The organism is Roseobacter sp. TSBP12 (genome assembly GCF_009129705.1).
Classification (GTDB): Bacteria; Pseudomonadota; Alphaproteobacteria; order Rhodobacterales; family Rhodobacteraceae; genus Celeribacter; species Celeribacter baekdonensis_A.
On sequence record NZ_PYIB01000028.1, the window covers coordinates 111214 to 126912 of the forward strand.

Annotated in this window: 12 protein-coding genes and 2 pseudogenes; 3 read left to right on the plus strand and 11 right to left on the minus strand. The window is 56.5% G+C overall.

The features are described from left to right. Positions 1-11 precede the first annotated feature (11 nt). The 4 genes and pseudogenes from C8029_RS08860 to C8029_RS08875 all read right to left on the minus strand — a co-directional run bounded on the left by C8029_RS08860 (position 12) and on the right by C8029_RS08875 (position 2412). Positions 12-877, minus strand: a pseudogene (locus C8029_RS08860) (polyprenyl synthetase family protein). After that, positions 877-1119: an exodeoxyribonuclease VII small subunit gene (locus C8029_RS08865; protein ID WP_152002765.1), complete on the minus strand. Its 243-nt coding sequence runs from the start codon at positions 1117-1119 to the stop codon at positions 877-879. The pseudogene C8029_RS08860 and the gene C8029_RS08865 overlap by 1 nt, the downstream one beginning before the upstream one ends. Before the next feature lie 79 nt (positions 1120-1198). Continuing rightward, positions 1199-1897, minus strand: a complete 699-nt coding sequence (locus tag C8029_RS08870; protein ID WP_009570301.1) for a response regulator — start codon at positions 1895-1897, stop codon at positions 1199-1201. Continuing rightward, positions 1894-2412 (minus strand): MarR family winged helix-turn-helix transcriptional regulator, encoded by a 519-nt coding sequence (locus C8029_RS08875; protein WP_074643995.1) that lies wholly within the window; start codon positions 2410-2412, stop codon positions 1894-1896. Before C8029_RS08875 ends, C8029_RS08870 begins: the two co-directional genes overlap by 4 nt. A 172-nt stretch (positions 2413-2584) precedes the next feature. Between C8029_RS08875 and C8029_RS08880 the strand changes: the two genes are divergently transcribed. Together C8029_RS08880 and C8029_RS08885 are read left to right on the plus strand one after the other, a co-directional pair. After that, positions 2585-3454, plus strand: coding sequence for a branched-chain amino acid aminotransferase (locus C8029_RS08880; RefSeq protein ID WP_152002766.1), 870 nt, complete (start codon positions 2585-2587; stop codon positions 3452-3454). Positions 3455-3517: 63 nt separating this feature from the next. Then, on the plus strand, positions 3518-4015 hold the full coding sequence (locus C8029_RS08885) for a hypothetical protein (RefSeq protein ID WP_152002767.1): 498 nt from the start codon (positions 3518-3520) through the stop codon (positions 4013-4015). Here the strand turns inward: C8029_RS08885 and C8029_RS08890 are convergent. From C8029_RS08890 to C8029_RS08915, 6 genes and pseudogenes are all read right to left on the minus strand, one after another. Next, positions 4012-4929, minus strand: a complete 918-nt coding sequence (locus tag C8029_RS08890; protein WP_152002768.1) for a DMT family transporter — start codon at positions 4927-4929, stop codon at positions 4012-4014. The two genes, C8029_RS08885 and C8029_RS08890, sit on opposite strands and share 4 nt — an antisense overlap. 39 nt (positions 4930-4968) lie before the next feature. Then, positions 4969-6009 carry a tRNA epoxyqueuosine(34) reductase QueG gene (gene queG / locus C8029_RS08895; RefSeq protein ID WP_152002769.1) on the minus strand — a complete coding sequence of 347 codons (1041 nt, stop codon included), beginning with the start codon at positions 6007-6009 and terminating at the stop codon, positions 4969-4971. A gap of 39 nt (positions 6010-6048) precedes the next feature. Then, entirely contained in the window at positions 6049-6714 is a 666-nt protein-coding gene (gene fzlA / locus C8029_RS08900; protein ID WP_152002770.1) for an FtsZ-binding protein FzlA, read from the minus strand. Positions 6715-6762: 48 nt separating this feature from the next. Then, complete coding sequence (gene mtgA / locus C8029_RS08905) at positions 6763-7491, minus strand: monofunctional biosynthetic peptidoglycan transglycosylase (protein WP_152002771.1); 729 nt, start codon at positions 7489-7491, stop codon at positions 6763-6765. Positions 7492-7594: 103 nt separating this feature from the next. Then, positions 7595-12129 (minus strand): annotated as a pseudogene (gltB, locus tag C8029_RS08910) (glutamate synthase large subunit). Positions 12130-12184: 55 nt separating this feature from the next. Further along, positions 12185-13618, minus strand: coding sequence for an NAD(P)-dependent oxidoreductase (locus C8029_RS08915; RefSeq protein WP_152002772.1), 1434 nt, complete (start codon positions 13616-13618; stop codon positions 12185-12187). A gap of 229 nt (positions 13619-13847) precedes the next feature. On the opposite strand from C8029_RS08915, the gene C8029_RS08920 reads away from it, so the two are divergent. After that, complete coding sequence (locus C8029_RS08920) at positions 13848-14654, plus strand: undecaprenyl-diphosphate phosphatase (protein ID WP_009570311.1); 807 nt, start codon at positions 13848-13850, stop codon at positions 14652-14654. A gap of 50 nt (positions 14655-14704) precedes the next feature. Here C8029_RS08920 and C8029_RS08925 read toward each other — a convergent pair whose 3' ends face one another. Beyond that, positions 14705-15688 (minus strand): complex I NDUFA9 subunit family protein, encoded by a 984-nt coding sequence (locus C8029_RS08925; RefSeq protein ID WP_152002773.1) that lies wholly within the window; start codon positions 15686-15688, stop codon positions 14705-14707. Between the last annotated feature and the right edge of the window lie 11 nt (positions 15689-15699).

Genomic DNA, 15699 nt, shown 5'->3' on the forward strand with positions numbered 1-15699 from the left:
GTCTCGCTTTCTCAGGTTTCCCGCGAAATAACGAAGCGGGCAAGGTCTCGCAAGGGTTCGGCGCGGCTTCCATAGGGGCTCAATGCCGCACAGGCTTGTTCCACAAGGCGTTCAGCACGGGCTTTGGCCTCATCAAGACCGAGCAGAGACACGAATGTCGCCTTCCCGGCGTCGGCATCTTTGCCCACGGCTTTGCCGGTTTTGGCAACATCGCCCTCGACATCTAAAATGTCATCGTGGATTTGAAAGGCAAGTCCCAGCGCCTTAGCATAGGCACGCAGCGACGCAGGATCGGCCCCACCAAGGATGGCCCCGGCGCAAGCGGACCATTCAATCAACGCGCCGGTTTTATGGCCTGAAGCTCGGTGATCTGCGCCAGACCGAGCGGTGTCTTTGAGGTCTCAGCAGCGATGTCTTGGGCTTGGCCCAAAACCATGCCTTGAACCCCCGATGATTTGGCCAAAGAGGCGATCAATTCGACCCTAATCTGGCTTGAAACCACCATTTCAGGGCGGGTCAATAACTCGAACGCAAGGCTCTGAAGCGCATCTCCGACAAGCACAGCTGTCGCCTCATCCCACCGTTTATGCACCGTCGGCTGGCCCCGGCGCAGGTCGTCGTCGTCCATACAAGGCAGGTCATCATGCACAAGACTATAGGCGTGGAGCGCCTCAATCGCGGCGGCGGCCCAAACGGAGTGCTCAGGCGGCACGCCATGTAGGGTCGCACCCTCCATGACCAAAAACGCCCGCAACCGCTTGCCACCATTCAAGGCATAGCGCATCCCCTCCTCGACCGGCATGGACCCAAGCGGGGCCAAAGCCGTCTCAAGACAGGCCGCAACAGCCGCTTTGCAGCGTGCGAGATCGTCTTGCATCAGAGGCCTTCGGCTTTCGTGGTGCCCGCAGCGGTGCCATCAGGCCCAACAGTGATCTTTTCGACCTTTTCTTCGGCTTCTTTCAGCTTGGTCTCGCAATGCGCTTTCAAAGCAGCACCACGCTCATAGAGTTTGATGCTGTCTTCCAACGCAACATCACCATGCTCCAGCTTGCCCACAACTTGATCAAGTTCGGCCATAGCGGATTCAAAGGACATCTCGGATACTGGCGTTTCGCTCATTTGATGTGCTCCCGATTGCTTTGTGACCTGCATATAGGGAAACCGCCCCAATTGACCAGTTCCCGTTTGGCTTTTGGTCTCATTCCGGGGTCAGCATATAGCCCGATCCGCGCACGGTTTGCAAATAGCGCGGTTGACGTGGATCATCCTCGATCTTGCGTCTCAGGCGAGTGATTTGAACATCAACGGCGCGCTCCTGCGCCTGACCGCCATCGCGCCCAAGCCGTTCGACCAAATCATTGCGCGTCACGGGCTCGGCGGGGGCAGCGGCAAAAATCCGCATCAACTGGGATTCGGTCGCGGTCAGACGCACGATCTGATCCCCCTCCCAAAGCTCCCCGCGCTCCACATCGTAGCGGAATCGGCCCAAATGAATATATTTCGGCGCCGTTTCAATCTCTTCGATCTGAGGCATCCGACGCAGAACCGCATTGATCCGCAACAAAAGTTCCTTTGGCTCAAACGGTTTCGGCAGATAGTCATCGGCCCCCGCTTCAAGCCCGGCAATGCGGTCTTCGGTTTCGCCCTTTGCGGTCAAAAGCATGATCGGCGTGGCGATTTTACTGCGCAGATCGCGGGTCAGGCTGATCCCATCTTCGCCGGGCATCATCACGTCCAAAACGATCAAATCGAATTCAAGCCCCGCAAGCAATCGACGCGCATGAGCGGCATCGCGCGCGGCGGTCACGCAAAAGCCATGACGGATCAGAAACTTTTGCAAAAGCCCCCGGATTCGTTCGTCGTCATCGACGATCAAAAGGTGAATTTCACCACTCACCCTTTGTCCTCCTTCGTTGCCATCGCATTAAAATATGCGGCCTGATCTGGGTCCATCATTGCCTCAAGAACTCGACGAAAGCCAGCGACAGCTTCGTGTCCCGCCTCGCGGTAGGCCACCCGCATCCGGGCGCGTTGCGCTTCTGACAGTTCGGCTTCCAAAGCCTTACCGCTCTCCGACAGGTAGAGGTGGCGTTCACGTTTGTCCTGAACCCCCACCCGGCTTTCGACCAAACCGTCCTCAATCAAAGCGCGCAGCACACGGTTCAGAGATTGTTTGGTGACGCCAAGAATGCCAAGCAAGTTGTTCACATTGGTTCCGGGCGCGCGGCTGATAAAATGGATTGCCCGGTGATGAGCGCGGCCATAGCCGTATTTCTCCAAAATGCGGTCTGGGTCGGCGGTGAATCCACGGTAGGCAAAGAACATGGCTTCGATCCCCTTTCGAAGCTGCTCATCTGTGAGAAACAAAAGCGCTTGTCCGCCCTTTGTCCCGCCTGCCTTGCCATCCGCCATGTCATGCCCCGTTCACAAATTGCATATTTTGAGACCACTTTAAGTCAGTGTTGTTGACATTCCAAGTTTGAATTGATAGCGAAACCGGGATTTCGCGCAATAATAAGTCTTTTGAGCGACCTTATTGCGCAACTATCGTGAACTCAAGCGGCGGATAAAAGGGAGATACCTCATGGCGGGAAGCTACGAAGACCGGGACGGCAAAATCTGGATGGATGGCGGATTGGTCGATTGGCGAGACGCCAAGGTCCATATCCTGACCCATGCGATGCATTATGCCTCGTCCGTATTCGAGGGTGAGCGCTGCTATAATGGCAAGATCTTCAAATCCGTCGAACATTCCGAACGCCTTCTGCGCTCCGGCGCGCTGCTTGATATGCCGATCCCCTACACCGTCGAAGCGATTGAGGCGGCGAAATATGCTGTGCTTGAGGCCAATGGTTGGGACGACGCCTATGTCCGTGTGATCGCATGGCGCGGTGCCGGCGAAGACATGGGCGTGGCGTCGAACAAGAACCCCGTGCGCATGGCGGTCGCGGCTTGGGAATGGGGCGCGTATTACGGTGACGCGAAAATGAAGGGCGCAAAACTCGACATCGCAAAATGGAAACGCCCCTCGCCCGAAACCATCCCCACCGCCGCAAAAGCCGCAGGCCTTTACATGATCTGCACCATGTCCAAACACGCTGCCGAAGCCAAAGGCTGTTCTGACGCACTGTTTATGGATTATCGCGGCTATGTGGCCGAGGCGACTGGCGCGAACATCTTTTTCGTCAAAAACGGCGAAGTTCACACGCCAATCCCCGACGCAATCCTCAATGGTATCACCCGCCAGACCGTGATCGAGATGCTCAAACAAAAAGGCATCACTGTGCATGAGCGTCGCATCCTGCCCGAAGAACTCGAAGGGTTTGAACAATGCTGGCTGACCGGGACCGCAGCGGAGGTCACACCTGTCGGTCAGATCGGGGGCTACACATTCGAAGTGGGCGCTTTGACCCGCGACATCGCGGAAAGCTACGAAACGCTGGTCCGCAGCTAAATTTAACCAAGAAATAAGGCCTTTCTGCCAATCTGTCTCTGAACGGATTGGCGGGAGGCGCTTGTGCTCAAAAAAGACACCATTGTTATTCTTTTGATCACGGTGTTCATCGTGACTCCGGCCATTCTTGCGCTTGGGGCCTATTTTGTGACGAAAAACCCGTCACTGCGCCCTCTTGGCATCACGGTCGAACGCCTGTCAGAAGCGGGTCAGCTTGAAAACAAAGGCCTGATCATCGCAGTGATCGACATCGGGACTGAGGCCAAAGGCACCACCAGCAAACAGTCCTATAAGCAAGCGATCGAAACCACCTTTGATCGGCTTGAAACCGAAGCGAGTGTCAAATTTCGCTCTGTCCCTGGAAGTTCTCAAACAACGATCACCTATATTGTTGGCGAAAGTCGAATTGGGCCCTTCCCCGTCGAACGCGCAGCCGAGGGTGTTCTTGCCGCCGCGCAAGCGGAACGAATGATCGTCGCCCAGAGGCGCTCAGTGGCAAAGGAGCAAGAGCGGCGTGCGTCCATGACAAAAAGTGCATTTTGGCAAAAGATATTTGATTAAAATGTATCCGTTTTGCGCCGCCGATCGGCGCTCAGCCCAAGGGCGCGCTCCCGCAAAATAATCGCAATCCCGGCAGAGATCACGATACTCGCGCCGATCATCATCGGCACAGTCGGCACCTCGCCAAAAACCGTATAGCCAATAATCAAAGCAAAAAGCATTGACGCATAGTCAAATGGTGCCAAAAGAGATGCATCGGCGTAGCGGTAGCAGGAGGTCAAAAACACTTGCGCAACGCCACCAATCAAGCCGCCAAGAATAAGAAATATAAAGACGGTCGGGCTGGGCATCACCCACTCGGAAAAGGGAATGGTCAACAGGCCTGCTACGGTACAGGACATTGAGAACCAAAAGACAATCGACGTCGTCGACTCACTGCGCACCATATTGCGCACATGCAGCTGCACAATTGCCGCAAGACAGGCCCCACCAAGAGCAACCATTGCCCCCAATTGTTCAAGCGGGTCGGGCATACCTTGCATAACGGTAATGCGCGGCAAAAGGACGACAATGACCCCAACAAGCCCGGCCAGCACAGCGGAAAACCGGAACAACCGGACGTTTTCCCCCGCAAACATCGCGGCAAAAATCACCAAAAGCAGCGGTGAAGCGTAGCCAATGGCCGTTGCCTCGGGCAGAGGCAACAAGGCCAAAGCATAGAAATTTAAAAACATCGCGCTTGCGCCAATCATCCCGCGCCAGACATGCCCCATCGGAGATTTCACCCGAAGTCCCGCGGAGAATTCATGTCGCTGTGCAAGCCAGATAAAGATGATTGGCAACGCAAAAAACGACCTGAAAAACACCGCCTCGCCCGGCGGCACCTCATCACTCGCGGCTTTGATCAGCGCGGCCATGATGACAAAGCAAAACACCGAAGCGAGTTTGAGGGCTATGCCTCGAAAGGGGGTCATATGAACGATTCCGCGCGCTGATCAGACAGCTAAAGGATTTCACGCGGAGCCAAGCCGCGCAACGGCCCATTGCGCGGCATCGCGCACGGTGGCATCGGCATCTTCGCACAACAGACGCGCGATGGGTTCAAGATCAGCCGCACCCGAGTTGCCAATCGCGTAAAGCACATTGCGCACAAAGCGGTCGCGCCCAATCCGCTTGATCGGAGAGCCCGAAAACTTTGCACGGAACGCCGTATCGTCCAGCAGCGCCAGATCACGCAAAGGCGGCGCAATGAGATCATCCCGCGCCGCATAACGAAGCTCCTTCGCTGTGGCCGCGAACTTGTTCCACGGACAGGCAGCAAGACAATCGTCACAGCCATAAATCCGGTTGCCCATTTTTTCTCGCAGCTCAAGGTCAACCGGCCCGTGATGTTCAATCGTCAGATACGAAATGCACCGCCGTGCATCGAGTTGAAAGGGCGCAGGAAACGCTTGCGTCGGACAGGCATCCAAACAGGCACGACAAGACCCGCAATGGTCCTTTTCTGCTCGATCAGGGTCGAAATCATGGGTTGTGAAAATCGCACCGAGAAAGAACCAACTGCCCAAATCCCGCGCCAAAAGATTGGTGTGTTTGCCTTGCCATCCAAGCCCCGCCTTGGCGGCAAGAGGCTTTTCCATCACCGGAGCGGTGTCGACGAAAACCTTGATCTCCGTTCCCTCACCCGCCTGCTCTATCAGCCATCGCCCCAGCCGTTTAAGCCGCTTTTTGACCATATCGTGATAATCACGGTTGCGAGCATAGACGGAAATTGCGCCGGATTCGGGTCTATTCACAGCCTCCATCGGATCATCGTCAGGGGTGTAGACCTCGGCCAACATGATCACCGATTTTGCCTCAGGCCAAAGGGCGGTCGGGTCGCCACGCCACGCCATGCGCTCTTCCATCCAACCCATTTGGCCATGATGACCGGCATCAACAAAGGCTTTCAGCCGATCCATGGCATCGGGCAAATCAGGTCGGGCAAAACCCACCTTGGAAAACCCTTCCTCCAAAGCACGGGCGCGCACTGTTTCTTTGTCTAATCCAGCCAAATCGCGCCCCTTATGGGTCAGTTTTCCTCAGATTGAGCCTCAGAAATCAAGGTCTGCGTAATGGGACGGCGGCGGGAAACCGGAAACTTGATCCGCCAAAAGCGACCGAAAGGCAGGACGCGATTTGATCTTTGCGTACCAATCCTTAACCACCTCATGCCGGTTCCAATCGACATCGGAAATATAGTCCAACGACGACAAATGCGCCGCCGCCGCGAAGTCGGCAAGTGTCATCGCATCACCGGCAAGCCAACGCCGACGTTCCAACAACCACGCCATGTAATCCAGATGATATTTGACCGCCTTCGCCCCAGATTTCACATTGGCAGAGACCGGATAGCCGCCCTTCATCAACTTGCGATTGACCCGCTCGTACAAAAGATTCGCGGTCACCTCACTGTGAAACTTATCGTCGAACCATGCCACCAGCCGCCGCACTTCATAGCGACCATCAATGTCTTTGGGCATCAAGGGCGGCGCAGGATAGCGCTCTTCGAGATATTCGCAAATCGGTGTGCTTTCAGCGAGGTGCATATCGTCAATCCGCAACACCGGAACCTTGCCAGCGGGATTTCGACGCATGAAATCGGGATCGCGTTCCCAATAGCGCTCCTCGACCAGTTCAACCTCAAGCCTTTTCTCCGCCAAGCAGAGACGCACCTTGCGGCAAAACGGGGAAAGGGGGACGTGAAAAAGTCGGATCATATTCGCTACTCTTGTTTTTCTTCTACTTGCCGCGATTGTGCCGTCAGTTCAATGGTCGAAACAAGATGCACGACCATCACGGGATATTGTCGCGGCGCCATCGACGATCTGGGCGGCTCTCCGCCGAACAAACGGACCGGGATTTCCGGCATCCCGGTCTTTGGGTGCGGGTAAAACGGCGGCGAGTTGGGCCGCCTGTTGCGCCGTGAGGGCCTCTGGTCCGACGCCAAAATAATGCCGCGCCGCAGCCTCAGCCCCAAAGACACCCGCATCAAATTCAGCGACATTGAGGTAGACCTCAAGGATGCGCCTCTTGCTCCATGTCAGTTCAACAATTGGCGTGATGAGCGCTTCAAGCGCTTTACGGGACCAATTCCGCCCGTGCCACAAAAAGCTATTTTTGACCACTTGCTGCGTGATCGTCGAGGCCCCACGTTGCCCACCCGCGTCGATCGCCGCACGAATGGCAGTCAAGTCAAACCCCCAATGGGTACAAAAATTAGCGTCCTCGGCGGCCACAACAGAGCGCGCAAGCGCCGGGGATATGCGCTCGATGGGTGTCCATTGATAATCCACCGATCCGCCCTGACGACCGGATTCGGCCATCATATAGGGTGTCGTCGGAACAGGAAGGATGGAATAGGCCAGAATCCACAGCAAACCCAAGCCAACGCATAGCGCCACTATTCGCAACACCCGCCGCCGGATGCGCCGAAACAGACCGAGGCCGGTGTTGGTCGTTTTCTTGGTCGATTTTTTCTGTGTCTTGCGTGCCATGCGGACGAGGAACCACGCGGGCCGTATTCAGGTCAAGTGGTCGGATCGACAAAACGAAAAAAGCCCCCGAAATCGGGGGCTTTTCACTGAGTTCGGGTCACATTCACTCGGCCGGCATCGCGCCTCTTTCAATGGCCAGCGGCACCGGTAGGTGGATCAACATCTCTTTCGGGCAAATCTGAAGGAAATACCCTTTTTGTTCATCCCAATGGAGCAAGATGTCCTTGGCTTTCACCGATCCGGTTTCTGCGGCGTGGCGTTCAACCAAGCCTCTGAGCTGCGTTTCCCAATGATCGACAGTGACCGGACAGGTGACCAGCGTCTCCATATTGATCAGATCGAGCGCAAGCCCGTCCGGGTCATAGAGATAAGCCATGCCGCCGGTCATACCGGCGCCAAAGTTTGCGCCAATAGAGCCGAGAATCACGGCCAAACCACCGGTCATATATTCACACCCGTTGGAGCCGCAGCCTTCGATCACTGCCGTGGCACCAGAATTGCGCACAGCAAAACGTTCGCCCGCGCGCCCCGCCGCAAAGAGATAACCGTCGGTTGCGCCGTAAAGAACGGTGTTGCCAATGATCGTGTTCTCAGAAGCGACAAGCGGCGAATGCATCGGCGGACGAACCACGACCGTGCCTCCCGACAAACCCTTGCCGACATAGTCGTTGGCGTCACCCGACACCTCGATTTTCAGACCAGGTGCCGCAAAAGCACCAAGGGACTGACCGGCAGACCCGGTGAGTTTCACCGTCAAATGGTCTGGCTGAAGCGCATTGCGCATGCCGAATTTCGACACGATATGCGACGAGGTGCGTGTGCCGATGGTGCGGTGCGTGTTTTGCACCGCGTAAGACAGCTGCATCTTTTCGCCATCATTCAAGAAACGCGCCGCGTCAGAAACGATTTGCGCATCAAGCGTATCGGGCACCGCATTGCGCGGTTTGGAGCGATCGTAGACGATTTTGTCCGCGCCATCGACGGAGATCAAAAGCGGGTTCAGATCGAGATCGTCAAGATGCGCCGCCCCCCGTGAGACCTGCGTCAACAGATCCGCACGGCCGATCACCTCATCCAGAGAACGCGCGCCAAGAGACGCCAGCAATTCACGCACCTCCTGGGCATAGAAGGTGATGAGGTTCACAACCTTATCGGCATTGCCCGTGAACTTGGCGCGCAGCGCCTCGTCCTGGGTACAGACGCCCACCGGACAGGTGTTCGACTGACACTGGCGGACCATGATACAGCCCATCGCGATCAATGCGGCGGTGCCGATCCCATATTCCTCGGCGCCAAGCATCGCGGCCATGACAATGTCACGCCCCGTCCGCAAACCGCCATCGGTGCGTAGCGTCACACGTTCGCGCAGATTGTTCATCGCCAAGACCTGATGCGCCTCGGTGAGGCCCATTTCCCACGGCAGACCCGCGAATTTGATCGAGGTCGCAGGCGAGGCACCCGTACCACCGTTGTGACCGGAGATCAGAATGATGTCGGCTTTCGCTTTCGCCACACCGGCGGCAATCGTGCCAACGCCGGAGGAGGCCACAAGTTTGACCGTCACCTTACAGCGCGGGTTGACCTGTTTGAGGTCATAGATGAGCTGCGCGAGGTCTTCGATCGAGTAGATGTCGTGGTGCGGCGGCGGCGAGATCAGCGTCACGCCTTTGGTCGAATGGCGCAGTTTGGCGATCAGGTCGGTAACCTTCATACCGGGCAACTGACCGCCTTCACCGGGTTTCGCACCCTGAGCGACTTTGATCTCAAGCTCTTCGCAGGCCAACAGGTATTCGACCGTGACGCCAAAGCGCCCCGAAGCCACTTGTTTGATCTTTGCAGAGGCATTGTCCCCATTGGGTTCCGGCGTGAAATCATCCGGGGATTCGCCACCCTCACCTGAGTCGGATTTCGCGCGATCCGGTTCATCGCGATGGAAAGCGTGCGGTGTGCCTCAGGAGACAAAGCCCCCAAAGACATGCCCGGAGTCACAAAGCGTTTGCGGATCGAGGTGATCGACTCGACCTCTTCGATCGGAACGGGTTTGCCCAGCGGTTTGAAATCCAACAGATCGCGCAGGTGAATCGGCGGATTGGACTGCATTTTTGCGGAATATTGTTTCCACATTTCATAGGAGGCACGGTCACAGGCCGATTGCAGCATATGCATCGACTGCGCTTCCCACGCATGGGTCTCGCCCGATTTACGCGCTTTGTAAAAGCCACCGATCGGAAGCGTGTTGCCGCCCAGCCAGCCCTGTTTGTGAACCGCCAAAAGTTTCTTTTGGATACCGCCGATGCCGATGCCGGAAATCCGGCTGTGCATGCCTGGGAAAAACTCGGCGCACAGGGCACGAGACAGGCCCACGGCCTCAAAGTTCAAACCGCCGCGATAGGAGGAAATCACCGAAATCCCCATCTTGGCCATGATTTTCAACAGACCCGCGTCCACAGCGGCACGGTAACGCAAGACAGCCTCGGACAAGGTGCAATCCAACAAACCACGCTCAATACGGTCGGACAGGCTGTCCTCCGCCAGATAGGCGTTCACGATGGTCGCGCCGCAACCGATCAACACCGCAAAATAATGCGGGTCGATACATTCGGCGGAACGCACACCCAGCGAACAGAAGGTCCGCAGGCCCTTACGCGTCAACCAGCTATGCACAGCCGAGGTCGCAAGGATCATCGGCATGGCGACGTTTTTCTCGTCCTGTCCTTGATCCGTCAAAATGATGTGACCACCGCCGGAGCGCACGGCCTCTTCGGCCTCGGCACGAATCCGATCCAACCCATCGCGCAGCGCGTTCGGGCCGCCATCCACTGGGAAAGTACAGTCAATTTCCGTCATCGGCGCGTTGAAATGATCTTTCAGCGCATCGAATTGTGCGTTGCCAACGAACGGACTGTCCAAAACAAGAATCTCGGTCTGGGAGCTGTCTTCATCCAGGACGTTTTTCAAGTTTCCGAACCGGGTTTTGAGCGACATGACGCGGAACTCGCGCAAGCTGTCGATCGGCGGGTTGGTCACCTGAGAAAAGTTCTGTCGGAAGAAATGCGACAGCGGACGGTATTTGGTCGACAGCACTGCAGAGGGCGTGTCATCCCCCATCGACGCCAAAGCCTCTTTGCCATCTTCGGCCATCGGCGCGAGGATTTGTTCCAGTTCTTCAATCGTGTACCCGGCTGCAATCTGACGCTTTTTCAGCTCGGCACCGGTGTAGTAAGCGGTCTCGGTAATGCCAGACAGTTCGTCTTCGAGATCGTTGATCTTGCCAACCCAGTCGCCAAACGGACGGGCATTGGCCAAGCGATCCTTGATCTCAACATCGTGGTACAATTTGCCCTCGGCCATGTCGACGGCCAACAATTGCCCCGGCCCAAGCGCGCCTTTTTCAACCACAGTGGCCTCATCTGTCGGCACCATACCAACTTCAGACCCAGCGATCACAAGCCCATCCCCGGTCACGACATAGCGCATCGGACGCAACCCGTTGCGGTCCAGACCGGCGCAGACCCAGCGACCATCGGTCATCGCCAAAGCGGCCGGACCGTCCCACGGCTCCATCACGGAGTTCACATAGGAATACATGTCGCGCCACGCCTGCGGCAGTTCTTCGGCGTTTTTCGACCACGCTTCAGGCACCAACATGGTCTTCGCCATAGGCGCCGAGCGGCCCGCACGCACCAACACTTCGAACACCGCATCAAGTGCGGCGGAATCGGAGGCGCCCTGCGGGATGATCGGCTTGATGTCCTCGGCCATGTCGCCAAACGTCGTCGAGGCCATGCGGATTTCGTGCGACTTCATCCAGTTGGTGTTGCCCTTGATCGTGTTGATCTCGCCGTTATGCGCCAACATGCGGAACGGCTGGGCCAACCACCACTGCGGGAACGTGTTGGTGGAATAGCGTTGGTGATAAATCGCAAAGGCGGATTCAAAGCGCTCGTCCATCAGGTCCGGGTAAAACACCGCAACCTGTTCGGCCAACATCATGCCTTTGTAGATGATCGAGCGGCAGGACAGCGAACAGATGTAGAGGCTGCTAACACCTGCGGCTTGGGCGGCTTTTTCGATCCGACGGCGGATCACATAAAGCTCACGCTCAAATGTCTCTTCATCCACACCTTTGGTGTTGGAAATGAGGATTTGTTCGATCTCGGGCCGCGTCGCATTGGCCTTTTCGCCCAAACATTCGGTGTTCACTGGAACATGGCGCCAGCCGTAAATGTAATAGCCCATGCGGAGCACTTCGCTCTCCACGATGGTCCGGCAGGTTTCCTGAGCACCAAAATCCGTCCGCGGCAAAAACACTTGACCGACGGCCAAAAGTTCGCCATCGCGCGCTTCGTGGCCAGTGCGGCGGATTTGGTCACCAAAGAAGTGATGCGGGATCTGAACGTGAATGCCCGCGCCATCGCCGGTTTTCCCATCGGCGTCTACGGCGCCGCGGTGCCAGATCGCTTTGAGCGCGGTGATGCCGTTTTCCACAACCTTGCGGGATTTTGAGCCATCAATCGACACCACAAGACCCACGCCACAAGAGGAGTGTTCATCCTCTTCGCGGAACAGGGAATGCTCTGTCATCCATTGGCGCTTGGCGTCTTCGCGGGCGGCCCAGTCTTGGTCAAACTTCGTCATGTCGGATACCTTTCGGATAAAGGCGGGAGGGCGGACCCTCCTGAAAAAACTAGGATTATTCAGCAGCCACAGAGACGGATTGGTCGATATACTCGATCATCGCATCCGCCGCTTCGCGCCCATCACGGATCGCCCACACCACAAGGGAAGCGCCGCGTTGAATGTCACCACAGGCATAAACACCCGGAAGCGAGGTCACATGGGATTTAAAATCCGCCATGACGGTGCCCCAGCGCGTGACATCAAGACCCTCAACACCCCAAAGCGTGGGAAGATCTTCGGGTTCGAAACCAAGCGCTTTGATCACCAGATCGGCGTCTTCGACGTAATCCGCACCCTCAATCACCTCGGGCGATTGACGGCCGGACGCGTCGGGTTGACCGAGGCGCATTTTCTGAACCATGACGCCCGAAACCGGATCGCCCGCAAAACCTTTCGGCGCAGAGAGCCAGACGAATTCGACGCCTTCTTCTTCGGCGTTTTGGGTTTCGCGCTGTGAACCGGGCATGTTGGCGCGGTCACGACGATAGAGACATTTCACCGAAGTGGCCCCTTGGCGGATCGCAGTACGGACACAGTCCATCGCGGTATCACCGCCACCGATCACAACAACCTTTTTGTCCGCCGCATTCAATTCACCGCTTAGATAATCCTCAACCTCATCGCCAAAGGACACTTTGTTGGAGGCGGTGAGATAATCAAGTGCGCGCACGATGCCGGCGGAACCAGACCCAGGACCTTTGAGATCGCGGGATTTGTAGACGCCGGTTGCGATCAGCACGGCATCATGCTTGCCACGGATTGCATCAAAGGAAATGTCTTCCCCGACGTTGCAATTCAGCACGAATTCAACACCGCTGTCTTCGAGCTGTTTCACCCGACGCAGCACGATGTCTTTTTCAAGTTTGAAGCCAGGGATGCCGTACATCATCAAACCGCCAGCGCGATCAGAGCGTTCGTAGACCGTCACCTTAAGACCTGCCCGGCGCAAACGATCCGCGGCCGCAAGACCACCGGGGCCAGAGCCGATGATGCCGACGCTCTCCTCGCGCTCCACAGCGGGGGCGATCATTTCGACCCAACCGTTTTCCCAAGCTGTATCGGTGATGTATTTCTCAACCGAGCCGATGGTCACAGTGCCATGGCCGGATTGTTCGATCACACAATTGCCCTCGCACAACCGGTCCTGCGGACAAATGCGACCACAAATTTCCGGGAAGGTGTTGGTGGCCTGTGACAGCTCATAGGCCTCTTTCAACCGCCCCGTTGCGGTCAGGCGCAACCAATCCGGGATGTTGTTGTGAAGCGGGCAATGGCTTTGGCAGTACGGCACACCGCATTGCGAACAGCGCGACGCCTGTTCTTCGGCCTTGGCCTCCACGTACTCGCCGTAGATTTCAAGGAAATCGTCTTTACGATCCTCCGCGTCCCGCTTGGATGGCATATCCCTGCCTACGGTCACGAATTTGAGCATCGGCTCTTTCGCCATGACACCACATCTCCGAATAGGTTGGTTGTGAGTTTGTGCCTAAATACGCGCAGTCGGAAAAAAAGAAAAGTCAGAAGTGCTGTCTTATTTTCTTTTCTTTTGGCCCGATCGGTCAAATTCAAGCGGGGAAATGGTGTATTTAGGTAATATATACTGACTTACATTCGACCTTCTTATTGATAACAAATGGGTTTACGCTGCCTTAAATCTTTCCAAAGGCGCACCTCCCATGTCTCTCTTTTACCTCCTCATTCTTGCGATTGTTCAAGGCATTACCGAATTCTTGCCGATTTCATCCTCTGGCCACCTGATTCTCCTGCCCCACCTGCTCGGCGCACAGGACCAAGGTCAGGCGATTGATGTCGCGGTTCACGTTGGCACACTTGGGGCGGTGATCGTCTATTTTTGGCGCGATGTACGCGAAGGCCTTTTGGGCATTCCCAGACTTGCAACCGGGCGCATCGACACCCCCGGATCGAAACTCGCCTTTCTCCTGCTCATTGCAACCATCCCTGTCGTCCTTCTTGGCCTTGTCCTGAAAATCACCGGCCTGTCGGATCTGATGCGCTCCACCGCAGTGATCGGCTGGGCCATGCTGGTCTTTGGCATCGTGCTCTACTGGTTCGATCAAAAAGGCGCTGAAGAGAAAGTGGCGCGGGACTGGTCGATCAAAGACGCCGTGAAACTTGGCCTTTGGCAAGCGGTCGCCTTGATCCCCGGCACATCACGCTCCGGCATCACCATCACAGGCGCACGCGCCATGGGGTACAAACGCGAAGATGCCGCAAGAATTTCGATGCTGATGTCGATCCCAACGATCATAGCCTCCGGCATCTTGTTGGGCGCGGAAGTTGTCGGCCAAGCGGATTGGGCGATGATGAAAGACGCGGCCATTGGTGCAGTCTTTGCCTTTGGCGCCGCCATCCTCGCCCTGTCTCTGATGATGAAGCTTTTGAAATCCGTCAGCTTTACACCCTATGTGATCTATCGCGTGATCCTGGGTGTGGTGCTTTTGGTGGTCTCTTACAGCTCATGAAAACGCGCGCCCGAATGAGCGCGCGTTTCAAGCCTTGCGGTTCTGATCGCTCAGATATTCATGTTCTTTGCGCTTTCGCGGATCGCGTCATACTGACCCGACGGGCGATAAACCCACATGTAATCCGGCAAAACAGCCTGAAGCGCGGTTGGCGCCATGCCGAGATCAGCAAAGGTTTTTGCCCCCTCTGACACCACATTATCAACCCGCAGGTTGGCCACCTGATCGCGGGTCAAAATGCCATTGTGGAACAGGCCGCCCGTCATGGATTGCAGCAAGGACAGCACACCGCCCATGATATTGCCCACCCAGAACGGCAGGTTAAGGATCAAACGGTTGCGATGAAGCACGGCGAGCATGTCGCCCATCAGGCCTTTGAGCGTATCCACATCCGGGCCGCCAAGTTCGTAAACGCCAGCATCCGCCTGACCCAAAACCGCCTTCACTGCGGCTTGTGCCACATCGTCGACATAGACCGGCTGAAATTTCGTGTTGCCGCCAACCAAGGGCAAAACAACGCTTTTTTCTGCCATTTTGCCGAAGCGGTTAAAGAACGCATCCTCGGTGCCAAAAATCACCGAAGGGCGCAGGATCACGGCATTCGGGAAAGCCGCGAGCACTTTGGCCTCGCCTTCCGCCTTGGTGCGGGAATAGGCGCTTTTCGATTGCGCGTCGGCGCCAATGGCGGACAGGTGAACCAGATGTTCCACACCCTGCTCCGCGGCAATACGCGCAATGCGCCCGGCACCGTCGGCCTGAATCGCCGCAAAGGAATTTTTGCCGCGCTCGGTCAAAACACCCACACAGTTCACAACTGCATCCGCGCCCGCCATCGCCGCACGCACAGAGGCGTCATCGCGAATGTTACAAAAGATCGGTTCGACCTGACCCACTGCGCCGTAAGGTTTTACATAAAGCGACTCGTTGGGACGACGAACAGCGACACGCACACGCCAGCCCTCCTTTGCCATACGACGGGCGATGTACCGCCCGACAAAGCCAGCGCCGCCATAGATGGTGACCAGTTTCGTCATCTGCATCTCCA